Origin of the sequence: Planococcus soli (assembly GCF_016881065.1) — a bacterium.
GTDB lineage: Bacteria > Bacillota > Bacilli > Bacillales_A > Planococcaceae > Planococcus > Planococcus soli.
Genome location: NZ_WXYN01000004.1, coordinates 174301 through 198297 on the forward strand (window position 1 = coordinate 174301; position 23997 = coordinate 198297).

Below are 23997 nucleotides of genomic sequence, written 5' to 3' on the forward strand. Positions count from 1 at the left end.
TATAAATTAACATTTTGAAACAGCATGAAACTAGTAGAGGAGCGTCTTCAAATGACAAAGAAAATGAATTATCTAATCGTCCTTTTAACGGTTATTTTTATGGCGGGATGTACGGAAGTAGAAGATGCAGCAATTACAGATACAGAAACAGATGCACAAGAAGTAACCACAGCTGAAGCAAATGAAAGCAGCGATAAAGAAGAAACGATCCCTACGGTTGTGGAGGAACCCGTAGCAAAGGAACCAGCAGCCGAGCCAATTGAGGAGCTGTTCGAAGGATACGAGCTGATCGAAGTGGATGGCGGGGATGTGTCAGGAACGCGTGAACCGAACGTCGCCGTTAACATTGGCTATGGAGACCGTGACTATTGGGCCTTCACCAATGAACACGGGCAGCTGGAGCGTGTCGTTGCAGACGAAATCATTGTACAAGATGACAGCACCGAACCTGTCTTATCGTCTGGCAGGTACTATTCCGATGAAGCAAAGGTACCGGGTGTCGAAAGTGACGTATTAGACGAGGGGCATGTCCTTGCAGATTCTCTTGGAGGGGTGTCGAATGCCTATAATATTACCCCGCAAGAAAGTACGCTTAACCGCCACGGCGATCAAGCGTATATGGAAGACGTTATCCGTGACGCAGGTGGAGCCACAAATTTTGAAGCCATCATCACCTATCCGGATACAGAAACGCAGATTCCTTCCAGTTATCAATATATATATACGGTAATGGGGAACGAAATCGTGGATACCTTTGACAACGTGAATCCAGATGAAGTAAACGCATCTCTCGGGTTAACCGGCAGTGAGCCTACTGATTCTAGTGCGGAAACAGACAGTGAGCCTGCTGAGTCACCCGCTGTAACCACAGGTAGTGATGTTTCCAGTGTCGATACTAATGGCAATGGACAGGTGACGATTAAAGAAGCCGAAGCAGCAGGTTTTAGTATGCCGATCATGAGTGATCATTGGTTATATCCCCATATGCGGGATAATGATAATGATGGGATGGTCGGGGAGTAAGCCGCTCGAGTTTTGAAGCAAGATGAATGAACGAAAGAACCGTTTTCTCTTTGGACAATTTAAAGCAAGTGGCGATTTTCCTGTAAAATCTATTTGAGTAAAGACCTTGATTCAAACGAAGTCTTTTTTACCTCCTATAAGGAATAGAGGACCGTCGATATATGTATTAAAAATTGGATGTCCAAAGCTGCCATAAAATATCTAGAAGTCGGAATAAGAGAAGTTCTTTTTTTATTAAAAATCCTGATTAGAAGGACGATATTATCTATAGAACATAACAATCGAAGCTTGGATACTGCGAAGCGGCAGTATCTAAGCTTTTTAATTTTAAATTCTACAAGTATTATTCAACTGTTTTAGGTTTGCTAGAGTACTTAAACAGCAGAATATTATAAAAATTCCCGAATTAAATGCTAATATTTGTTAATATAGAATGTAAGAGTTAGTTAAATAAAATTATATAGAAGAAACCTTGTTTATCGAAAGGATGATAATAATGGCTCAACAAACCATATTTAATACACCGTTGGAAATAACTAAAGAACAGTGGCTGGATTTGCTTCGAAACGAAGAGGTGTTTCGAGAAAAAGACAAACAGATGATTTTAGCCGTCATGCTATATGATGGCCGTCCGCATGCGACTCCTATTGCTCGTGCTATTGGATTTAAAGGAACGGGAGCGATTAATACTCTAGTCAATCAGTTAGGCAAAAGAATTATGAAACAATCACCTGAAATCGCATTTCCTAAGCAAGATAATGGGAAAGATCGAACTTGGCATATTCCTTTTGTAGGAGAAATAGACCATAAAAGCAATCGGTTTTTATGGACTATTCGACCGGAGCTTGAACAAGCGGCAGAAATCTATTTCGAGAAAGAACTCATAGGAGGGAGATGCTTGCCTTCAGAAAAAGAGTATTCAGAAATGAGGAAAAAACTCTTTGATAGTCCGTATATCGACATGGCTTATAGAAGATACATAAAATTTAAAGAGAATGATTTATACGATGAAGCCTATAAACTGGAAGTGCTTACCCAGCTGAATGGATTTTTAAAAGGGCAGGAGATTAACGAACGGACGATAATTGATATTACGAAAAAGTTGCAAAAGGACAACCCGAGTGTTGGCAGTTTCGTGCATTGGAGCAATACGGCTGACTTGGTGAAATTCGCAGAAGCAAAACCAGTGGAAGTGGCGGCACTTCTTAATGCCCTTTATCACTCGGACACTACGGTTAGTCAGCGGATTGAGAATTTCCGGGAAGAAGGTAAAGTCTTTAGTAAAGAGATTTCACTTGGCGCCCCGCTTTTTGGTTATTTATTGGCTGCGAAAAATTATAAAGAATATCCAATTTATAAACAGGAAATATTTACCGCAATAAAGGCTGACTATAATATTGAATTAAAACTTGGAACAGCAGGGAAGAATTACGAGATTTACCGCTATATTTGCAGCGAAGTTCTGAAACATTTCCAAAGAGAGAATCCTGCTCTGACGGTACTCGATATACAAGATTTCTTTTACTGCACAACTACTTACGATCAGATTAAAGTAGAAAGTGCAATGGATTATTTATTTGACCTCTCAACAAAATTGGGCCGCTTTGAAGACGATCAAGAATTGATGTTAAAGGAAATAGCCGAAATCGATCCTACCATATTAGAAAAAGTTAGCGACCAATACCGTAACGATGAAAAAGTGAATTTGATTCGCCATAAAATTATTGAAAAGATATTGGAGGATGGCACCATAACAATTGAAGAATTGGATTTGATTAAACTAGAGACAAGTAGAAAATACGATACGAAGATTCTTAATTCATGGAGTGACTTTTCGTTGCTCTTCCAAATCCATTATTTTGATAAAAAGAAGAAAGTTCAAATTGAGCTTACGAAAATACATCGTGCCATCCGTCAGTTTGAAGAGTTGAAAGAGTTGAAGTTTGTAGAAGATAAAGTGTTGAATGGCTACAGCTGGAACAATCAATTCGGAACGTCGCGCTGCTGGCTAGCGATCTATGAAGCGGAGTATGCCAACCACCGGGTTGCACCACAATTGTTCGTGTCTGTTGATCCGAAAGGCATTGAATATGGATTACACAATGGCGACGAGCATCCAAAAGGTGGACAAAGAAGTGTAGCGCATGTGAGCAGCGCTGAAAACTTCACTTACGAAGACCTTCACAGCAAAATCATTGATGTTCTCGAAGAATTTACTGGGAATGAAGAAAGTGCAACTTCTGCAAATTCTCCTTCAACAGAACTCACCAAAGATAAATGGAGCGAATTACTGGCAGACAAAAACATCTTTCAGGACAGAGACTTGGTTTATTTAGCGAAAATGAACGAGATGGGGGGACAGGCGACTGCTACTCAATTGGCAGAAGCACTTGGGATGAAACAATCTTCCTTCAACAGCCCTGTGGTTAATTTAGCTAAAAGAATCAAGGCAGCAACAGTATTGGAAGATGTGCTCCGGGACGATGGAAGTGTTTGCTATTGGTGTGTCTTGTTTGAAGGAGAAAACGAAGAAAATAACCATTTTATGTGGCGCTTGAAACCGAATCTGAAGGGAGCTTTTAGCGAAACGATAGGCGAACAGGAAATTTATGAATCCTATTCTAAGGAGGCATTTCTTGAAGAAGTATTTATTGATGAAAAAACCTACGACAAAGTTGCAAGTCTTCTGAAGTACAAGAAGAATATCATACTTCAAGGGCCTCCAGGTGTAGGGAAAACCTTTGTTTCCAAAAGACTGGCTTATTCTCTTATGGGATCAAAAGATGAAAGCCGGGTAGAAACGATCCAATTCCATCAAAACTATTCCTATGAAGATTTTGTCATGGGCTTCCGACCAAAGGAAAATGGCTTTTCGCTTCAATACGGCGTTTTTTATGATTTTTGTGAGCGGGCTCTGATTAATCCGGAAGAAGATTATTATTTTGTCATCGATGAGATTAATAGAGGCAATCTGTCAAAAATCTTCGGTGAATTATTTATGCTAATTGAGCGGGATAAACGGGACGAATTTGTCACAATGGGTTATTCGAAACAGAAGTTTACAGTTCCAAGCAATTTGCATCTGATCGGCACGATGAATACGGCAGACCGATCACTGGCTCAGTTAGAAGTAGCTTTGCGCCGCCGATTTGCATTTGTAACCTTAGAACCGGCATTTAACGATAAGTGGCGTGAGCATATGATTGAAGCGAACGTTTCCACTGAGATGGTGAGCAGAATTCAGCAGACAGTTGAAAAATTAAATGCTGAGATAAGTAATGATTATCAACTTGGAAGCGGTTATGCCATCGGACACTCTTTCTTTTCTTCTAAGCCGGAGGACATAGACGAAGACTACTGGTTTGATGGAATCATGAGTTTTGAAATCCTTCCATTGCTTGAAGAGTACTTCTTTGACCGTCCTGAAATCGTTGAGCAACTGATTGAGGATATATAAGATGGGAGAAGTTTTTAAAGTTCCCATACGAAACCTTTTTGTCCTGCTCAGTTATGCGGAAAACCTGCCAGAACTGATCAATAGTAAGAACGAAGTGGATGAAGAGTTAATCACTTATGACTTTATCTGTAATCAGTTTTTAAAAGAAGTGAAGCTTGTTAATCGGAGGATATTGGTGAAGGACTATGTAGCAACCACAGAACCTACTAATCGGTTATCCGGACGAATGATCATGGAAGAATCCATCCCCTATATCATTTCGAAAAAACCGATAGTTGTCTGTGAAAAAGACGAGTACACCGCCAACATCCGTATTAATCAATTGATCAAATCCACATTAAAATCGATCACACTGAACCGACACGTCAAACAGGAAACAAAGAGCCGAAGCTTTAAGTACATGGAGTTGATGCCGGAAGTCGCAGCGCCTCCATTAACCAAGTCTTCTTTTGCCAAACTGATATTCAGTCGACATAATGGGCATTATAAAAGGGTGCTGCAAATCGCACTCCTATTACACGAACTCATGTTGCTCTCCCATAAAAACGGAAATTGGAACCTGTTCTCAGCTGAACTGGACGAACGTTCGTTGAACGGTATATTTGAGAAGTTCTTATTTAACTTTTACAAATTAGAACAGAAAAATTACCGCGTTAAAGCAGAAGGGATGCAATGGAAGTTGGAAGGCAATAAAGCATTCCTGCCAGGTATGAAGACCGATGTGTCTTTAGTTCATAAAAATAAGAGAGAAAAAATTATTATCGATGCGAAGTTTTACAAAAACGTCTTCCAGGTCCATCATGGAAAGTCGTCGTTCCATAGCCACAACATGTATCAATTGTTCACCTATCTGATGCACCAGGACAAAGATTTACAGTTAAGAGGAGTATTGATCTATCCATTTAATTCTTGCGAGGTAGATGAACAATATATTTGGAATGACCGGATGACGATGGAAGTTATGACTCTTGATTTAAGTGAGTCTTGGGCAGCGATTTATCGAAAGTTAATAAAAGTTCTTATTTAAATAAATTAGAGTAGAAGTTGTTTAGAATAGAATCTAAAAAAATTATAAACATTGTCGGAGCGGTCATTACCAAGGGAGAGGAAATTCTTTGTGCACAGCGTGGAAATGAAAAAGCGTTGACGGGGCTTTGGGAATTTCCAAGAGGAAAATTTGACCAAGAAGAATTGTCTCAAGAAGCATTACAGCGGGAAATTCAAGAAGAAATGCATTGCACCGTTAAAATTGGCAAACAAGTTGAACATACCGTTTGCGAATACGACTTCGGCGTTGTTCACTTAACGGCGTTTTACTGCACGTTAGTCGTAGGTATACCATTGTTAACTGAGCACATTCCGATGAAATGGTTGCAGCCAAATGAGCTCAGTCAGTTGGAATGGGCGCCAGCAGATATCTCGGCGATTGAAAAACTAACATCAACTTATCAATCGACAAAATAAGAATTTTTTACAGATGGTAGACGAGTTAGTATATAAAGAATCATCAATTAAATCGTCCGAGTAAAGACCAAGCACTCTTAACAAAAATTTATTTCTAAAAGAAAAACAGGATTACTTGGAAAGTGATTGTGATATAAATAAGAACTTAAGTTCTTATTTGAGGTGGGTGTAATAATGAATATTTTAAACTTGCCTAATAGAACCATAGCTTGTTTAAATATGCAAAGCTTCTAAGCAAGCTGTGCGGCGGTTAAACATGTACTGAATCCGCTGCGGGCTCTTATTAAAATGTGTAGTGTTCTTAATTTTTCTAATGATCGATGTAATTATTAATGATAATGTGGTTTTTAAATGGGTGCTTTACTGGAAAAAGAAGTAAAGCTTTTTCCTTCTTCAACTAACGCAACGATTGGAGGTGTACGATGGACTGTATCATTTGTGGGAAACAAGTAGTAAATGAAAACAATTGGTTGCAAAAGAAAGTGAAAGATTATTTGAAAACAACCAGCGATTTAGATGTAAAGCATCAGTGGATTAAACAATGGAAAATCTGTTATGACTGTAGTGAAACGTATACGAATGACAATCTTGTAGGTAATTCAGAAGTTCTACAAAAAATAGAGGAACAGAAAAAGCGTAAGAAACAATTAGGAAAAGCCAAAAGAAAACAGGGGCCTTTGGGAGAAGCACGAGCTTATTACATTGAGAGATATATTGATTACGCCACGTGTAAAGCAGAAGAAAAAGGTCGAAATATAGCTCAACCACCTTACTTGAAAAATAGTCAACAATACGATGATGCGTATATTACATATGTGAAAAGCAATATATCTACAGCTGTGTTGATTGTTCGGGATATGGTAAAGGATATAGACACAAAGGGAAAGTGGATTGATGTAAGGCATATGGAGAAGCGATTTTTGTCTCATTCTGATGAGGATTTTTCTTTTATCATTGTAGAATTATTTTCGAGAAAACAAAAACCAACTTACCCGAGGCAAATGACAGAAGAGACGAATTCGGATTACAAAAATCGTATAGCTTATATCACGTGGCAAACCGCAACGGCTGACATACATGATCAGCGAACTCAAGAAATAAAGGGAGATTTATATATCGTGTTGCCTTGTCTAAAGAACGAACATGAGAACACGTATGAGAAGCATCATATCGTATGGGATAGTTCGCATCGTCACTTCAAGCGCGTTAGAGAAAGCAATCAATGTGTAAATATTTTAAAGCCACCCATATGGGGATACGATATCCTTGCTACAAAAAAAATAAATCATCAACAGCTGCGTTATATTGAAAAAAACTTATATCAAATCATTGGCAAAACCCATAAAAAAAGTGCCGTTACTCTTTCCATATTCAGCCCACAAAAGAAAAAAGGGACTGCATCAAAATTGAAAAGGGAGCTAAAAGGAGAAAGGGATAGGAAAAACTGATCCGCGCTCCGTTTAATGAACAGTTTATAAAAAAGGTACCCTGCAGCTAGGCTGCGATTAGATGACTTCGGTATTCTGCGGAAGCCATCTTTTTTTAGTTTCCCTAAATAATCTAAACATCGACAATAGAGGATTGTCTGTACTTAAGCCTGGAGCTTACTCACCAACCATACCGTCGTTGTCATTATCTCGCATATAGGAGTACAACCAATGGTCACTCATGATCGGCATATTGTAACCTGCTGCTTTTGCCTCGCTAATTGTTACCTATCCATTACCGTTTGTATCGACCCAAATAAACGATCCTCAATTACCAATAACTTCACTAGTAACTGCAGAAATAATGTTAGAAGGGATATCTTTGATAGGTAGAACATAAACGCGATTTAAGCGTGGATTGAATACACCTAATTCTTTAAGATTATCAAACTCATCATGGAGGGAATGAAGGCCCAGCAGGTAATAGACGAGCAATTGCAGCGTATGTTTGTTAGTCGGTCCCGACTTGGAAACTTTCAGATCCCAGAGTCCTGTTTCGGTTAAGAAATCACCGTCTCCAGTAGTGATGGTTTGATTATAACCGCCTTCAAAAGTAAAGCCGTCTTTTGTGATGGGTCCATATTTTTTACTGAAAACAATAACTCGTTCGACCATCGTTCTGATATTAGAAATTGTAAAATAATCCGGTTGAATAGACTGCACGGGCGTATAGGCTGCAAGACTATTTCTAAAAGCAACATCAAACCCAACCAATTGGCATGCGTTCTCTATTGAGTTATCATCGAGACCGTTAATTCCACTTATCAACTCCATAGCATAATCAAGTTCTCTTACATTTCTTGCCCCTTTCAGAGAAATTGCAAAAGCTTCTTCCAAAGAAGTACCCAAAGTAAATCGAGTCAAATAATCAACCGCTAACCCAACCAACGTCGCGTGGATATTTTCTTCTGGATGCAACTGGATGCCATCAGTTAATTCAACCAAACTCAAATCTCTAGGGTTGATATAGCCGCCCCTTGGTTGTTTTACTTTGCCTATTCTTGTCGTCACTGAAACCATAAATATCCCCCTTAGTAAAAAGCTTCATCTGCTTGCCAACATCCATATTCACCCATTTTACAGTACTGAAGAATTTTTGCTCACTTTTATACGTTTTCTTTTAACATGGCTCTGCTGAAGTTAAGTCTTGATAGTTGAACAAGTCGAACTTTACTTCAAGAAGACATAATGGGCATGAAATGAGATGCTATCTAGTTATTAAATCATTTTTAAAGGAAGAATTATCAGTACTTAACTCCGCTTTGTAGACAGTGAGGAAAGAAAAGTATTTTCATAGGGTAAACCATTAAATAATAGAAATAACTAACGTTTTAAAAGTTAGTAATTAAAATACTAAATAAAATTATTTACATTTTATGATTTTAGTTATATACTAATTTTATAGAAAAGTTAACTAAGGAGGAATGGTTTTCATGAACGAAAATAAAATTTGGCAAATTGCAGAAGCATTAAGAGGAACAACTAATTCGGAGAATGTGGGGCCAATTATTTTAACAGGGCTTAGCATCAAACACTTAGAAGAGACAAACGGAGATCGGTTACCGGAAAAAGCGAGATTGGCTTATCTCATTAAAGATGCGAGCAATACCACAGAGAACTTAATTCAAGCCTTTTATTTGATAGAAGAAGAATTTCCAGAACTGAAAAATGTTTATAACAGCTTGAGCGTTAAGTGGAAAAACTTTGACAACAAAACCATCTTTGAAGTTTTGCTTTCCATCTATAAAGAACCAATCAAAAATTACATGGATGTCGCATTCGAACTTAGAAACACAATGATGAAGTTATCTGGAAAAGTAGGCGGTGAACATCTTACCCCACACTCCGTAAATCAGTTACTTGTTTCATTATTGAATATTGAGAGTGAAACCTCCTTCTACGATGGAACAGCTGGTTACGGAGGAACTTTATTGGAAGTACTAAAGCAGCATCCTGAAAAGAATGTTTCTCTTTATGGGCAAGATTTCAATCAAGAGAGTTGGGCTTTGGGAAAACTTTTCTTACTACTAGCCAACAGTAAAAAAGCTGAGTTTTTATTGGGAGATACATTGACTGAGCCTCAATTTATTGAAAAGAATAGAGTGAAGAAGTTTGACTATATCGCCATGGCTCCTCCTTTTGCTTTAAAACTAAAAGAGCAACAATACATCCAGATGACGAATGACCCCTTCAACCGGTTTTCACTCGGGGACTTACCAAAATCAAGTGCCGACATGGCGTTCCTTCTGCATGCGCTGTCGTCCATGTCAGGGAAAGGAAGAGCTATTCTTCTAGTTAATAGCGGTGTCCTTTTTAGAGGGGGATTGGAAAAAAATATCCGTCAAAATTTGATTGATACCGATCAAATTGAGGCTGTCATAGCACTGACGTCTAATCTCCTCCACAACGCTGGAATTTCAATCAACTTATTGGTCCTTAATAAAAATAAAAGTAAGAATAAGCTTCAAAAGATCCAGTTTATCCAGGCGAACGAGTTATTTGTTGAAAAAAACAAAGCAAGGCACTTAAGCCCGCAACATATCAACCGAATCCATCAAGCTCTAGATGAAGGGCTTGAAGAAGAAGGGTTTAGCACATTGGTTCCATTATCGGAGCTTGAAGAGAACTTGAATGTTGCTAGGTACATTCAAAACAATCAAATTGAGCTTGAGGGTGAAGGCAATTATCGCATTCGGTTAGATCGTTTAGAGGAAAACAAGAATCAACTCGTCGAAGTTCAAGCACTGGGCACAATTTATAGGGGTTTGAATATTACCTCTAAGACCGGCGAAGAATCAGAAGATGGGGAGTACAAGCTCATTAAATTATCGGATGTGCAAGATGGAAAAATCTTAATGGATGAGTTAAAAAGTGTCACGATGAAAACAAACTTTAAGCCTTCGCTTTATCAGGTTCAAGCGGGAGACGTCATTATTTCTTCGCGAGGAAACAACATTAAAGTTGCGGTAATTCCACCTCACGAAGGGACTGTATTGCTTTCTCAAAATTTTATAGGCATCCGTCCGAAAAACAGCAGTGTAAATCCTCATTTCCTTCAAGCCTATATGGAAAGTCCAATTGGTCAATATCAGTTAAGCAGTTTGATGGGGGGATCTACCGTACAGGTGTTGAATCAGAAACTTCTTGGAACGCTAGAAATATTAATTCCTTCATTAGAAATTCAAGAAGCTGCATCCGTGCAGTATAAAGAAGATAAAGAGCGCTATGAAGCTACGATTCATGAAGCTAAACAACAACTGATGGATGAAAAAGCAGAAATGTATAAAAAAATAGGAATTGCATCATCATTTGACTTAATCGAATAACACAATAAAAAGGGGGACTTAACATGGAGTGGAATTATTGGAAAGTAGTGTTGCGATATGGACATGTAGGCCACAGAAGAGAGGTAAGAGTTGCTAGGCATATAGCAGCACCTTCCCACTTCAGTTCGGTCGATGTGATGGATTTAATAAAAGAGATGCCAGGCACAAAAAGACGGGCTATGTTATCGATTGTCAAAATTGAAATGGAAGAGTACTTGGAAGGTATGCGCCTGGAAAAGGAAAACTTCTTTTTGCAGCAGTTATTTGACCAGCGAAAAGCGCAGTGAATTCATGTCATCAACTCAAATTAAAAATGAGAGGAGAGTGCTCTGTGGAAAGGCTAGCTAACGCAATGGAAGCGAGAGGGTTTCTGATCAACCGTATATCTGACTCCGTTTATTTTAGTCCAAGCAATACAAGGGAAGAATTGTATTTAGTTGAAAGGATGTTTAAGGAAATCGATTGCGACGTGGCGATAGAGGGTAGACAGATTCACCTTCACAGTCCGTTGACGGATGAACAGCTGGAACGCATAATCTGGTATCCTGCAAGCAACCATGAAGCGGGGCCGGATGACATATCAAATTCTTGGAAGTATTTCGTTAAGAGAAGACATGGTGCGAAGGTAAATACTTTCGTTCTTGAAACAGGCGTAGCGCGTTTGGTTAAGTCACTGAGTGCAGCTGGTATTTCTACTTTTAGTAGTTGTGATGGACATGGCGGGAGAAATCCATACATCATTTTTAGCGGTCGTGTACAAGCTGTGTGGTTTGACCTTCTATATTCGGAAACCAAGAGAGTAATGGAGTTGAACTATGATTGGAAAATAAATTGGAACTCTCGGATGGGACCTTCATTGGTAGCGGACAAACTCTTGGAGGCGCAGCGCTGGAATCTTCAAGATATTTTAGCAGATACGACGAAGATAGCAAATTTCTTTTTTGAGCATGCAGAAGAATTAGCAATGACGAAAAGAAAAATTTTTGGTAAACGTTTAAAAACTACAAGAAAATTAGTTAAAATCATGAGCGATGAAGAACTGTACGAATGGATGAGTGGAATGTATGACCAGTATAAGAGTACGAGATTAGTTACGAAGCCTTGAAAAAAGCATGCAAGAATTCCCGACATATGACAATAAGATGTGGAGTAACATTATCCGAAGTAAAAAGTCTTGGATGAATATTAGAGAGTTATCTGTAATAACTCTATCATTATGGGTACTTCATTAGACTGCTATAATGAAGAGAGTGCTAAAATTAATGGATAATATGGATATGTTATATAGAGTATATTAGAAAAGTTATTGGGGGATATAAAATGATTACATCAGAAGAAATTAAAAGAAGACTATGGGACGGCGCCAATGAGTTACGCGGATCAATGGATGCCAGTCGATATAAAGACTATATGTTGGGGTTAATGTTCTACAAATTCCTAAGTGATAAAACGATTGATACATTTAGAATCACTAGTGGGATGAAACAAAATGCCGAACAGGAAGTAATTGAAGCGTATCGTGAAAACTACGCCCAATATCCTGAACCTCTTATAGAAATGATGTCCAGTTATCTTGGTTACTACGTCTTACCAGAACACTTATACCAAACGTGGATTAGTGATATTCGTTCTGGAGAATTTGAAGTTCAAAAAGTAACAGATAGCTTGAATCACTTTGAACGAACGATTGCAGTGACTGGAGACTCTGATGATTTCAAAGGACTATTTTCCAGTTCGACACTAGACCTGACAGACACGGCATTAGGCAGCAACTTAAATGAACGTAGTAAAAATATAAAAGAACTCGTTTTACTCTTTGCTGACCTCAATATGGTGGCCTTACAAAAAGGGGACGTATTGGGCGACGCCTATGAATATTTGATTGGACAATTTGCAATGGAATCCGGAAAGAAAGCTGGAGAGTTCTACACGCCATCACAAGTGAGTGAAGTCATGGCTCAAATCGTTGCGAAAACCAAATTAATTGAAACAATTTATGACCCGACTGTCGGTTCTGGCTCACTTTTATTAACTGTAAGCAAGTATTTATCAGAAGATGAGAAGAAAAGCTTAGCTTATTACGGCCAAGAGAAAAACACTGCAACTTATAATTTAACGAGAATGAACTTACTACTTCACGGCGTACGTCCGGAAAAAATGACGATCAATAATGGCGATACACTTTCAGAAGATTGGCCAGAAGATCCACAACGTCCAAACGAAGGTGTGCAATTTGACGCGGTGGTTATGAATCCCCCGTACTCAGTAAAGAACTGGAATAAATCCAATTTAAAAGTGAGTGATCCACGTTTTGAAATTGCGGGCGTGTTGCCACCTGACTCAAAAGGAGACTTTGCCTTTCTCTTACATGGGCTGTTCCATTTAGGCCAACAAGGAACAATGGCGATTGTCTTACCACACGGTGTGTTATTTAGAGGTGGCGCAGAAGGAGAAATACGTAAACGCTTATTAGAAAAGAATTATATCGATACAATCATCGGTCTTCCAGATAAATTGTTTACAAATACAGGGATTCCTGTAACCGTCCTTATTTTGAAGAAAGGTCGTCCGCTTGGCACGCCTGTATTAATGATTGACGCTTCTAAAACATTTGTGAAAGAAGGAAAGCAAAACGTTCTACAAGAAAAAGACATTGCAAGAATTGTAGATACATACGCGATGCGTACCGAAGAAGTTGGCTATAGTCACTTAGCAACGAGAGATGAAATCATTGAGAATGATTACAACTTAAATATTCCACGCTATATCGAATCGATTGAGGAGAAAATTCCGCAAGACGTCGATGCCCACCTTTACGGTGGTATTCCGTATGCCAACATTGCGGAGTTAAAAGTACTACAAGAATCTGTTCCAACAATTATCAAACAGGCGTGGAAAGAAGTGCGTAGTGGATATGTTGAGTTGACAGAATCGATAAATGACTTGAAGAAAAAAGTTTTGACTGATGATCATGTCGTTCAAAAGTCAAAAGCAGTCGAACAACAATTAGTATCCTATATGGACAAGTATTGGGGATTATTAAAAACGATCAATGATGTAAATGCTATCCCTGAACTACGTGATGCGATGTTAGTAGAAGTTAAAGAGTTGTTATTAGCATTCAATCATATTGATGAATACGATGGCTATCAGATTATTGCAGAAGTCTGGAAAGACAAGCTGACAGAAGATACAGAGATTATCGCGTTAACTGACTTCTACACGGCTGGTCGTACACGCGAGCCGCTAATGGTTACAAAAGGTTCTGGGAAAACAAAAAGAGAAGAGCAAGATGGCTGGGTAAGTAGTATTGTCCCGACTGAATTAATTATGAAACAGTTATTTGTTGAAGAGGTCGCTACTATAGAAGAAAAAGAAACTAAAATTACTGAAATCCAAGCTGAATTAACTGAATTAGTGGAAGCAGCCAGAGTGGAAGAAAGTGATGAAGAAGTTGTGTTAAGTGAAGCATTGAATGACAAAGAAGATGCTTTCACAATAGGAGTGATACGAACTCTATTAAAAGAATCAGAAAAAGGGAGTCCAGATTATACGTTACTGAAAAAAGTGGAAAGCTTGCTAAATGAAAAGACAACATTAACTCGCGACGTGAAGAAATTACATCAAGAATTGAAAGAAGCATCAGAAAATCGTATCAAAACATTAACGAATGAAGAAATCGATGACCTCATGCATGAAAAGTGGTTCGGTACGCTCGTTTCTAAAGTCTTGCGATTAATTGAAAACCCTATAATAAAAGAACTGGCAGTGCTCGAGCAATTACAAAATCGTTATTCTGAAACGTTAATTACACTAGAAGAAGAGAGTAAACAATTGGAGCAAGAGTTAGATGAAATGATGCAGCAACTGGTGGTGACTGAGTCTTGAAAGAAAAGAAGTTAGTACCAAAAAGAAGGTTTAAGGGGTTTGTGGAATTTTGGGAAGAAAAGACGATGGAAGAAGTTATTGATAACTTGTACAACGGCCAAACCCCTTCACGTGCAAATAAAAGATATTGGAATGGTGAAATAAATTGGTTATCTAGTGGAGAATTAAATAAAGGTATAGTAACTAAAACTATAGAAAAGATTACCGAAAAAGGAAGGAAGAATGCGAATTTAAAAATTGTTCCTAAAGGTACCTTTATAATTGCAATAACAGGACTTGAAGCAGCAGGTACACGGGGGAATTGTGCAGTACTAGGAATAGATACAACTTTGAATCAATCATGTATGGCGATATACCCAAATAAAGAATTACTTGACTCTTTATTTTTGTTGCAATGGTATATGAAAAATGGTGAGGAATATGGACTTAAATATACACAGGGTACTAAACAACAAAGTTATAACGCTACTTTAATCCATAAATTAAAAATAAACATGCCAGTAAGAGTAGAACAACAAAAAATTGGTGAGTTTTTTAAACACTTAGATCAAATGACATCTCTCGAACAGCGCAAGTTAGAAAAAACAAAAGCTTTGAAATCTGCTTATCTTGCTGAGATGTTCCCTGCTGAAGGAGAACTGGTACCAAAAAGAAGGTTTTCAGGGTTTACGGGAGAATGGACATATAAAAAATTATCAGAAATAGTTGATAAATCAGTGGATAATAGGGGCAAAACCCCACCTTTAAATGCAGATGGAGATTACCATTTAATAGAAGTAGCTTCATTAGGAAATCGTTTTCCTGATTACTCAAAGGTAAGTAAGTTTTTGGATCAAAATTCATATGAAAATTCTTTAAGAGGATATCTTTCTAAAGGAGATATATTATTTTCTACTGTTGGAAGAATCGGAGTTGTAAGTTTAGCTGATGATAATGAGTTTGCAGTAATTGCACAAAATATTGTAGGTTTTAGAGCTAATAAAAACTTTTATTCTGATTATTTATATGCAGTGTTTACAACGGTAGATAATAGAGAAAAAGCAAATAAAATAGTAATGGGTGCAGTTCAACCTAGTATAAAAGTGTCTCAATTAGTAGATGTTAAGTATTTAATAACAACAAATATTCAAGAGCAACAATTAATTGGTGACTTCTTTAAAAAACTAGACGAATCTATAACTAACCATCAACAAAAACTCAACAAATTAAAAGCAATGAAACAAGCATATTTAGAAGAAATGTTTGTCTAAGGGGTGTTCTAATGAGTAATGCACCAAAGAATGTTTCAGAAGCAAGTTTTCAAGATCGTTTTGTTGGAAAGTTAAAACGCTTCAAATGGGAATCACCTGAAGAACTTGATGGAACGAAACGAAAAGTAACAACGAATGATTTAATTAATCATTGGCGTAGCGAATTGAACCGTATTAACGTCGATCAATTAGAAAGTGTTCCGTTAACAGATAATGAGTTTAATCAAGTGATGGCTCAAGTGAACCAAATTACCAATAGTTTTGAAGCGGCGAAATTATTAGCGATGGAAGGGTCTAAAGGAAAGATTGATGGCATTTACCGAGATCCTAACCCTCGGGTGACGAGAGAACAGATCACGCTAACCATTTTTAAAAAAGCACAAGTCAGTGGAGGAGATTCTAGTTACACGATTGCAAGAGAAGTCACGACGCCAAACGGCAATCGTTTTGATCTTGTTTTACTCATCAATGGCTTACCTCTGATTAATATTGAACAAAAACGGGCTGATAAAACCTTTGATGAAGCTTATAGTCAGTTCAAACGTTACTACCAAGCTGGGGAATATACGTTGAACTTTATGGCATTTTCACAAATGATGGTCGTGACTTCTGAAGTTGCGACACGTTATTTTGCGACACCTAAAACGGTGCATGATTTCAATCCAAGTTTCCTCTTCCACTGGGCTAATAAAGACAATATCCCTGTGAACAACTGGGAAGAAGTCATTAACCAATTTTTAATGATTCCAATGGCGCATCAAATGGTCGGGGATTACTTAGTGATTGACGAAGCAAGAGAAGAAGAAAATCGTCGCCATATGCTTATGCGTTCCTATCAAGTGCATGCCTTGCAAGCGGTCGAAGCCGCGGCATTTGGATGGGATAATGAAGATCGTATCCCACATGGAGGCTTTGTGTGGCATACGACAGGTTCAGGGAAAACAATTACAAGTTTTAAAACGGCCCTTTTTCTCTCCACGAGAGCAGGCTTTGATAAGGTAGTATTCCTCGTCGATCGTCGTGAGTTAGACAGCCGTACAAGCGAGAACTTCAAAGCCTATGCAGCGTATGAATCCGTTTCTGTGGATGATACAAAATACACATATGAGTTGCGTAAAATCATGCATTCACCTAATAACGGCATTGTTGTAACGACGACATTCAAGCTGAATAGTTTAGTGAAAGATTTGATGGAAGCAAATGACACAGGTCTTGCTGATAAGCGAATCGTATTTATTATTGATGAAGCACATCGGACAACGATGGGTCAAATGATGGGGACGATTAAACAGTACTTCAACAACAACAGTTTATTCTTCGGCTATACCGGAACGCCTTTGTTTGATGAAAATCAGGCTAAAGGCAAAATAAATGAAAAAAGTGAACTAATTGATACGACTGAAAAGCTATTTGGCCCACTCATTCACCAGTATACAATTGAGGAAGCAATTGCAGACAGAAACGTTCTCGGCTTCCATGTCGATTACATTAATACGGGTGAGTTTAAAAGTTATGAAGATCTGAGAGATCAGCTTATTGAGTTGCTTCAGAACCAGAATCCAGATGTGGACATAAAGACGTTAGAACGAGAAATGCAACAGCTGTCAGATTTAGATGTTGAAAAAGCTGCAAAAAAAGCAGGGTTACTTGCTTACTACGATGAGACACATATTCCGAGTGTTGTCGAAGAAATATTAACACAGTGGGACGCACAGTCTCAAAACCGAGAATTTAATGCGATTTTAACAGTCGCTTATAAAAAACGTGTACTTGCTTACTTCGAAGAATTTAAAAAGCAGATGGCCGAAAGAGATATTCAATTAAATATTGCCATGACATTTAGTTTTGGCAGTGAAGAAGAGACCGAACGGATAGATCCTGTCATCATTGAAAATATGTTTAAAGAATACGGGGCATTTACCGGAATTGAATTTGTGGGTGGTGATAAAAAGCGCGGAGAAGACGCATATTTTGAAGATGTGATTGAACGTACGACGAGAGGGGGAAGTGGACGCAGTCCTAAAAATATAGACCTTGTCATCGTAGCCGATCAATTACTAACAGGGTATGACTCTAAGCTACTCAATACACTTTATGTAGACAGATCGTTGGAATTACACGGGTTGATTCAAGCTTATTCAAGAACGAATCGTGTATATGGTTCCAATAAGGAATTTGGAACGATTATTAATTTCCAATACCCCAAAATTACTGAAGAAATAGTCAACATTGCCTTGAAACTCTATGGTAGCGGTGGAACAAGTAGTAAAGCAATTGTCGAGCCGTATACAACAGCAGTTGAGAGGTTAAAACTCGCATTTATAGAGATGGTGAATACGTTACCTGATCCAACAAACTGGCAATCGATTAAACCGTTTGAAGAGGAGAAGAAACAGTTCATACAAGCGTACAAAGAAGCTGCCGTACAGTTTAACTTAGTCGAGCAGTATTATGAATATGCGTGGGATGATGCAACCTTTGGTATGGATGAACGTACATGGCTACAATATATCGGCGCCTACCGTAACTTAACCTTTGAAGAAGGAGAAGAGTTACCAGGCACTACAGCTCCTACTTTAGCAGGTAAAACGAAACTTGCAGGTTCGCAAATCATAGATGCCAATCATATTCTGAACTTAATCGGATCTAAAGCAACCTCAACGAATGGTGTTCAAACGGTTGATGCAGAAACTTTACGCATCATCCATCAAGAAATTGCAGAGTTGAGTAACTTCGGTGAACATGAACAAGCTAAATTATTGAAAGAATTTGTCGTGGAAGAATTACAACCTGGGAATATTTCGAGTGACATTCATTTTGATCAGGCATTTGAAGATTGGAAAAATGGTAAGAAGAGGGTTCTAATTTATGAAGTTGCTGATGAGTGGGGCATAAACGGTAAAGTTCTTGAAAAGTCTATTGAAGCTTATTCAACAACTTCGCCACAAGACATTCCGTACATCGACGACTTGATTGGTAGTTTGGATTTTTCAGCTGCAACAAAAAAACAAGGCGCCAATCAACTCATGCATAATTTTGCTTTAACACCTTATCTGACAAAGGTTGTGCCGCGGATTAAATCGAAATTTAAATCATGAAATAAAATACAGAAACGCTCACTAGAAAATAGTGAGCGTTTTACTCTGCAACGGACTAGTCACTTATGTTGTATTACAATTAGAAAAATACTTCAATATCTATATTTTTATGAAATTTACAAGTTCATTAATTAATAATATATAGTTTTTTAATTAATCTATATCATATAATACCCTTTCAAAAACGATAGTTTATAAGAGGCAGAGAAGAAGGTTTAAATTTTCTTCTTGTCTCTTTTACTTTGTCTCATAATTCTTTTCAAAATCAATTTATCATAAATGTTGGCTCGTAATAATTTTGAAAAGAAATGAGGAGGAAGTAGAATGTCAGATTTTGAACTAGTAATTCACCAAGAAACACTGGAAACCCAGAAGCGTTATCGTAACAGAAAAATTCATATTGAAAAAAGATGGAGGAGATTCCAAGACAATATGAAGGGGATATTCGGAGGTACAAAGAATACTGCTGCAGTAGGGGCCAAGTAGTTGGAATAGAGGCTATGCTTGATTATTTATATATATCTTTGACCGAAAAAAGAATTAAAAAAACAACATGGGAACGGCGATTGGCAGCTATTAGAAAATACTTTAGCGTGATTCATAGAATAGAATTCAAAGGAGAGACTAGAGTTGCATATGAACTTTCAGCGATGCGGAAAATGTATCGGGAAGATCAATATGCACATTTACTTCAGGTACGAGGAAAGTCAGCCATTGATAAGAAGGAATTGACGACGACTCTTAATAATCTTCCGATAAGAGCAAAGGCGATTTGTTTAGTTAACCTAGTAACCGCTAACAGACCCAATGAAATGGTTCGCTTGAAAATTCGAGATTTTGATCTGAAAAACAAATCTGTACATGTTTATTTGAAGAAGCAAAAAAGATGGCACACTAAAAGGCTTACGCAAGAAGTCATCAATGCAATCAACCTCTATATACGCGAATACTGCTTAAGGGCAGACGATTACTTCGTAGGAAGAGTGTATAAGAATGGACGCTATGAAAGCACTACAATCAGTGAAATAGGTTATTATAAAGCTTTGCAACGATGGACAGGGCTTACGGGATATAATTTCAGGAAAAGCCAAGTGATGGCAATGCACATAGCAGGAGCAGATTTGCCGACTATTGCGCAGCAAACAGGACATCAATCACTTGAAACTTGGATTCAACACTATCTTACAGTATCTGAAATAACCGTAGACAAGTATTTATAGACATAGCATCGAAATAAACTTAAGAAATTGAAAATAAGAAAGGGCAACTGATTTCTTTGCGGTAGTCCTTTTCTACTTTGCAACAAGATTTCTACTCGTTTAAATAACTACTAGTAGTTATTTGATTTACTTTAAAAGACACTCCCAACAAACGTCATTAAACGTTTTTAAAAGCTAAATGTTGGATAATGAAATTTAAATTTTATTATCTACAAACGTAAAACCAACAAATGTCACTAAACGCATTCAAATGATTAATGTTGGGTAGATAAAAAATATTATAAATAGCCATACAATAGAGTTTGATTAGTTTATAAAGAAATGTTAAAGTAATCTTATTGTTAAACCAACAAACGTCATTATATTCAATTAAATGACGAATGTTTGGTGGAGTAAAACGTTAGAAATTTAGTTTTTAATTAAATTTTGGATACTATAATAGAGAAATAAATATTTGAAGTTACTCTTGCTTAGGATTGTGAGAATAAAAGAGAGGAGTAATGCGGAAATGTCAGTTATGAAAGAAGAGGAAATAATTAAAAAATTTACCAATCGAAGATTTACAACAAAAGAGCTGTTTAAATTTTATAATGAACTAGAAAATGGTGAGTTGAAGCAAACAACTTTTAGATGGAGAGTATACCATTTAAAAGAGCAAGGCGTAATTAGGAGTGTTTCGAGAGGCGTTTATGAAATAGGTCCCGAAAAGTTGTTTATACCGACTCTATCTAAGGATGCGAAACGGATATTTAGGAAACTGAAAAAAGAATTTCCGTATGTAGACTTTGTTATATGGGAAACAGAATGGCTCAATAATTTTATGGTTCATCAACCCAGCACAATGAATATAATTGTTGAAGTGGAATCTAATCTAATAAATGATGTTTTCAATTTTCTATACTTAAATGAAAAAAATGTTGTATTTGCACCCCGAGACAATACATCAGCTAGTTATATGTTGAAAGATGGATATAGCACAATCGTTTCGCCCTTAGTTTTGCACAAACCAACTATGCAATTAGATAAATTTGTTATTCCCAAGATAGAAGCAATTATTGTAGATTTGTTTATCGATGAAATTATATTAATGCCATATCAAGGAAAAGAAAAAGCAAATATACTAGAAAATTTATTCAACGAATATACTGTTAAACGATCTACAATAAGGCAATATGCTGGCAAACGTGGTGTGTTAAACAAAGTATTAGGCTTTTTAAGTGAAGAAACTAACATTATTTTTTAACTGCATTGGAGGATATTATATGATTGCAACCAGAACATTTGAAAGTGAATGGATTAAAGAGCTTTCAATAAAATTGGGAAAAGAGAAACGAGGTAATCCGGAACTCATAGAAAAAGTAACTAAAGCTTTACACTTATTAGAATTACTAAGTCAAAGCGAACTTAGTTTTATTTTTAAAGGTGGAACATCGTTACTTTTACTATTAGATAATCTTCATAGATTTTCCATTGATATTGATATTATCGTTGAAAAGGAAAAGAATGACTTAACTATAAAAGAACTAGAAAGAATAGCTAATGAATTAGTAGCAAAAAGCAGCATCTTCTATGAGTGGAAAGAAAACGAGAGAAAAGCGAATGATGTTCCAAAGTCCCACTATAAGTTTTATTATAAATCAGCAGTAAATCCATCGCAGCCACACTATATTCTTTTAGATGTTTTGTTTGAAAGCAGCCATTATGAAGAAACAGTCTTTAAAAGTATCAAATGTGAATTTATTGATTATGAAGACCCCGAAATTCAAGTTAATATGCCTACTGTGGAAAGTATACTAGGAGATAAATTAACGGCTTTTGCACCGTTAACGACAGGGATACCCTACGCTAAAGGTAAAGAATTAGAAATTATAAAGCAACTCTTTGATATTGAAAATCTCTTTGATGAAGTTGAAAATTTAGAAACAGTGGAACGCACATTTAGTCAATTCGCTGAACAAGAACTAAGGTACAGGAATAAAACTGAATTGAGTATAGAGAATGTGTTAGAAGATATATTTAACACGTCTTTAATTATTTGTGCACAAGGTTCGGTATGCAAAAAGGAATATGCTCAATTACAAGATGGTGTTAATCGAATTAAAGATTTTATCTTTAGTAAAAGTTATCTTATGCGTGATGCTGTGGTTAGCGCATCAAAAGCTGCTTATTTAGCCCAATTGATTTTAAAAGAAAAATCGACTGTTGAGCGATTTAACAATAAAGATATGTCCAGTTGGAAGGTTGATATACCTGTCAGTGTAAGACAAAGTGAAGATAATATTTGGCGGCCAAAAAATATTAATAATGTGAAAAAGAGTTCCCCGGAAGCTTATTTCTATATCTACAAAGCGCTGGAATTAAACAATCAATAATAAGTTTCAGCGCAGGTTTATTTTTCTACGTTAAGGCCGGATAAAACTTTCCATTTCTAATTCTTTTAGGTAACATAGCGGCCGGATTAATTACGGCCCTTTTTTAGGTGGCCGAGAATCGCTCGAAAGAAGTCTTAGTGTCTAAAGTTGCTCCGATAGTATATGTTAATTAGAATTAAGTTGCTTTTGTAAAAAGCCCCTCTACCTTATTTGTTAGAGGAAAGAACAGTAATTATTAAAAAGTTTCTTCTATCTATAATAGTTTAACCATCTCTTCTTCAAATGCTTTTACCAATTTATAAAAACTAGTCTTTTTAACTCCGGCTTCCTGCATGGCTTCCACAGCTGTTAGCTCCTGAGCTTTCCATTTTCTATAAACCTCTTTGAACTCCTCTGAAACAAAAACCGTGGGTCTGCCAAACTGAATGCCATTTTGCAGCGCCAAGTCGATTCCTTCACGCTGCCGTTTCCGGATACGTTCCCGTTCCTCTTCAGCCATCCAGGAAAGAATCTGCAAAACCAAATCCGCAATGAATGTGCCCATGCTATCTTTATATTGAGTCGTATCCAATAACGGCATATCCAACACCACAATATCCGCTTCGATATTTTTTGTGAGGTCATTCCATTCCTGAAGAATCTCTTCTTTGTTCGGGCCAAACCGATCCAGTGAGTGGATATACAAGATATCACCTTTTCGAATAACCCGTTTCAGTAATTGATAGTTCGCGCGCTCAAAGTTTTTCCCACTTTGCTTATCCAAATAAATGTCCCGTTCAGTGATGCCCATTTTCCGCATGGCTTCCAATTGACGTCCTTCATTTTGATCTTTGCTGCTGACACGTATGTAACCAAATTTGCGATGTTCCATAATTCACCTCGAAACAATTCTTTTCTCTAATTATAATTGAAAAGCGTTCGTAAAAGTGTATACAATTACGCGAACGTTCGTAAAGTCATTTGACACGTTTACGAACGCTCTTTATGGTCATTTTCGGCCCTTTTCAAAGCGTTCGTAAAAGTGTACTTTAATGAATCACATTTTAATTAAATAGATTAAAGAAGTTAAAGGGTGGGGAGAGTAAAATATAGAATAGTAATGAGAGTAGACTTTTAAGAAATTATAGAGAGAGAAATAGAATGATTATAGACATAATTTTAGGTAATAATATTTATACAAAAATGTGGATAAACGATTTAAAAGAAAATGGTTCAGACCACATTATAGTAATTGATTATGAATACACTGAAGAATTCGTGGAGATAGTTGGTATCATTTATATGGCATCAATTTGTGCTAAGAGATATGTAAAGAGGTTTGATACAAAAAACTACTATAAATCTATGTATGCATTTCCGGAGAAGCCCAGTGCTAAGTCTTCTTCAGATTATAAAGATAAGAAATGAAAAAA

General features: G+C 37.1%; 18 protein-coding genes. 16 read left to right on the forward strand and 2 right to left on the reverse strand.

What is annotated here, in order from left to right; translation table 11 throughout:
• Positions 1-51 precede the first annotated feature (51 nt).
• The 5 genes from GJB59_RS01845 (at position 52) to GJB59_RS01865 (ending at position 7392) form a co-directional block, all read left to right on the forward strand.
• Positions 52-1023, forward strand: a complete 972-nt coding sequence (locus GJB59_RS01845; protein WP_142828588.1) for a DNA/RNA non-specific endonuclease — start codon at positions 52-54, stop codon at positions 1021-1023.
• A 496-nt stretch (positions 1024-1519) separates the two neighbouring features.
• The gene (locus GJB59_RS01850; protein WP_185960075.1) at positions 1520-4480 is read left to right on the forward strand and encodes an AAA family ATPase; all 2961 of its coding nucleotides are present in this window, start codon (positions 1520-1522) and stop codon (positions 4478-4480) included.
• 1 nt (position 4481) lies between these two features.
• A complete protein-coding gene (locus GJB59_RS01855; protein ID WP_142828590.1) occupies positions 4482-5507 on the forward strand; it encodes an McrC family protein in 1026 nt (341 codons plus the stop codon).
• A 26-nt stretch (positions 5508-5533) separates the two neighbouring features.
• Positions 5534-5944, forward strand: a complete 411-nt coding sequence (locus tag GJB59_RS01860) for a (deoxy)nucleoside triphosphate pyrophosphohydrolase (protein WP_142828660.1) — start codon at positions 5534-5536, stop codon at positions 5942-5944.
• Between the two features lie 422 nt (positions 5945-6366).
• Positions 6367-7392, forward strand: a complete 1026-nt coding sequence (locus GJB59_RS01865) for a hypothetical protein (RefSeq protein WP_142828591.1) — start codon at positions 6367-6369, stop codon at positions 7390-7392.
• Between the two features lie 306 nt (positions 7393-7698).
• On the opposite strand, the gene GJB59_RS01870 is transcribed toward GJB59_RS01865, so the two are convergent.
• Positions 7699-8451, reverse strand: a complete 753-nt coding sequence (locus GJB59_RS01870) for a hypothetical protein (protein ID WP_142828592.1) — start codon at positions 8449-8451, stop codon at positions 7699-7701.
• Between the two features lie 413 nt (positions 8452-8864).
• Between GJB59_RS01870 and GJB59_RS01875 the strand changes: the two genes are divergently transcribed.
• The 10 genes from GJB59_RS01875 to GJB59_RS01915 all read left to right on the forward strand — a co-directional run bounded on the left by GJB59_RS01875 (position 8865) and on the right by GJB59_RS01915 (position 22585).
• On the forward strand, positions 8865-10757 hold the full coding sequence (locus tag GJB59_RS01875; RefSeq protein WP_185960076.1) for an N-6 DNA methylase: 1893 nt from the start codon (positions 8865-8867) through the stop codon (positions 10755-10757).
• A gap of 23 nt (positions 10758-10780) precedes the next feature.
• Positions 10781-11044, forward strand: coding sequence for a hypothetical protein (locus GJB59_RS01880; protein WP_142828594.1), 264 nt, complete (start codon positions 10781-10783; stop codon positions 11042-11044).
• A 44-nt stretch (positions 11045-11088) separates the two neighbouring features.
• The gene (locus GJB59_RS01885; protein ID WP_142828595.1) at positions 11089-11862 is read left to right on the forward strand and encodes a hypothetical protein; all 774 of its coding nucleotides are present in this window, start codon (positions 11089-11091) and stop codon (positions 11860-11862) included.
• A 215-nt stretch (positions 11863-12077) separates the two neighbouring features.
• Positions 12078-14645 carry a type I restriction-modification system subunit M gene (locus tag GJB59_RS01890; RefSeq protein ID WP_142828596.1) on the forward strand — a complete coding sequence of 856 codons (2568 nt, stop codon included), beginning with the start codon at positions 12078-12080 and terminating at the stop codon, positions 14643-14645.
• Positions 14642-15895 carry a restriction endonuclease subunit S gene (locus GJB59_RS01895; protein WP_142828597.1) on the forward strand — a complete coding sequence of 418 codons (1254 nt, stop codon included), beginning with the start codon at positions 14642-14644 and terminating at the stop codon, positions 15893-15895. The genes GJB59_RS01890 and GJB59_RS01895 overlap by 4 nt, the downstream gene beginning before the upstream one ends.
• A gap of 11 nt (positions 15896-15906) precedes the next feature.
• Complete coding sequence (locus tag GJB59_RS01900) at positions 15907-18993, forward strand: type I restriction endonuclease subunit R (protein ID WP_142828598.1); 3087 nt, start codon at positions 15907-15909, stop codon at positions 18991-18993.
• A gap of 324 nt (positions 18994-19317) precedes the next feature.
• On the forward strand, positions 19318-19479 hold the full coding sequence (locus GJB59_RS19080) for a hypothetical protein (RefSeq protein ID WP_236015338.1): 162 nt from the start codon (positions 19318-19320) through the stop codon (positions 19477-19479).
• Between the two features lie 14 nt (positions 19480-19493).
• Entirely contained in the window at positions 19494-20213 is a 720-nt protein-coding gene (locus GJB59_RS01905) for a tyrosine-type recombinase/integrase (RefSeq protein ID WP_236015339.1), read from the forward strand.
• Between the two features lie 508 nt (positions 20214-20721).
• Complete coding sequence (locus GJB59_RS01910; protein ID WP_142828599.1) at positions 20722-21456, forward strand: DUF6577 family protein; 735 nt, start codon at positions 20722-20724, stop codon at positions 21454-21456.
• A gap of 19 nt (positions 21457-21475) precedes the next feature.
• Positions 21476-22585, forward strand: coding sequence for a nucleotidyl transferase AbiEii/AbiGii toxin family protein (locus GJB59_RS01915; RefSeq protein WP_142828600.1), 1110 nt, complete (start codon positions 21476-21478; stop codon positions 22583-22585).
• A gap of 253 nt (positions 22586-22838) precedes the next feature.
• Here GJB59_RS01915 and GJB59_RS01920 read toward each other — a convergent pair whose 3' ends face one another.
• A complete protein-coding gene (locus GJB59_RS01920; protein ID WP_142828601.1) occupies positions 22839-23456 on the reverse strand; it encodes a recombinase family protein in 618 nt (205 codons plus the stop codon).
• A gap of 269 nt (positions 23457-23725) precedes the next feature.
• Between GJB59_RS01920 and GJB59_RS01925 the strand changes: the two genes are divergently transcribed.
• On the forward strand, positions 23726-23992 hold the full coding sequence (locus GJB59_RS01925; RefSeq protein ID WP_142828602.1) for a hypothetical protein: 267 nt from the start codon (positions 23726-23728) through the stop codon (positions 23990-23992).
• Positions 23993-23997 lie beyond the last annotated feature (5 nt).

Excerpts from the sequence above, each read along its gene's own strand:
- GJB59_RS01865 (WP_142828591.1), top strand. The coding sequence starts at position 6,367 with ATGGACTGTATCATTTGTGGGAAACAAGTAGTAAATGAAAACAATTGG.
- GJB59_RS19080 (WP_236015338.1), top strand. The coding sequence starts at position 19,318 with ATGTCAGATTTTGAACTAGTAATTCACCAAGAAACACTGGAAACCCAG.
- GJB59_RS01920 (WP_142828601.1), bottom strand. The coding sequence starts at position 23,456 with ATGGAACATCGCAAATTTGGTTACATACGTGTCAGCAGCAAAGATCAA.
- GJB59_RS01915 (WP_142828600.1), top strand. The coding sequence starts at position 21,476 with ATGATTGCAACCAGAACATTTGAAAGTGAATGGATTAAAGAGCTTTCA.
- GJB59_RS01925 (WP_142828602.1), top strand. The coding sequence starts at position 23,726 with ATGATTATAGACATAATTTTAGGTAATAATATTTATACAAAAATGTGG.
- GJB59_RS01850 (WP_185960075.1), top strand. The coding sequence starts at position 1,520 with ATGGCTCAACAAACCATATTTAATACACCGTTGGAAATAACTAAAGAA.
- GJB59_RS01870 (WP_142828592.1), bottom strand. The coding sequence starts at position 8,451 with ATGGTTTCAGTGACGACAAGAATAGGCAAAGTAAAACAACCAAGGGGC.
- GJB59_RS01880 (WP_142828594.1), top strand. The coding sequence starts at position 10,781 with ATGGAGTGGAATTATTGGAAAGTAGTGTTGCGATATGGACATGTAGGC.
- GJB59_RS01890 (WP_142828596.1), top strand. The coding sequence starts at position 12,078 with ATGATTACATCAGAAGAAATTAAAAGAAGACTATGGGACGGCGCCAAT.
- GJB59_RS01875 (WP_185960076.1), top strand. The coding sequence starts at position 8,865 with ATGAACGAAAATAAAATTTGGCAAATTGCAGAAGCATTAAGAGGAACA.
- GJB59_RS01855 (WP_142828590.1), top strand. The coding sequence starts at position 4,482 with ATGGGAGAAGTTTTTAAAGTTCCCATACGAAACCTTTTTGTCCTGCTC.
- GJB59_RS01910 (WP_142828599.1), top strand. The coding sequence starts at position 20,722 with ATGTCAGTTATGAAAGAAGAGGAAATAATTAAAAAATTTACCAATCGA.
- GJB59_RS01845 (WP_142828588.1), top strand. The coding sequence starts at position 52 with ATGACAAAGAAAATGAATTATCTAATCGTCCTTTTAACGGTTATTTTT.
- GJB59_RS01900 (WP_142828598.1), top strand. The coding sequence starts at position 15,907 with ATGAGTAATGCACCAAAGAATGTTTCAGAAGCAAGTTTTCAAGATCGT.
- GJB59_RS01905 (WP_236015339.1), top strand. The coding sequence starts at position 19,494 with ATGCTTGATTATTTATATATATCTTTGACCGAAAAAAGAATTAAAAAA.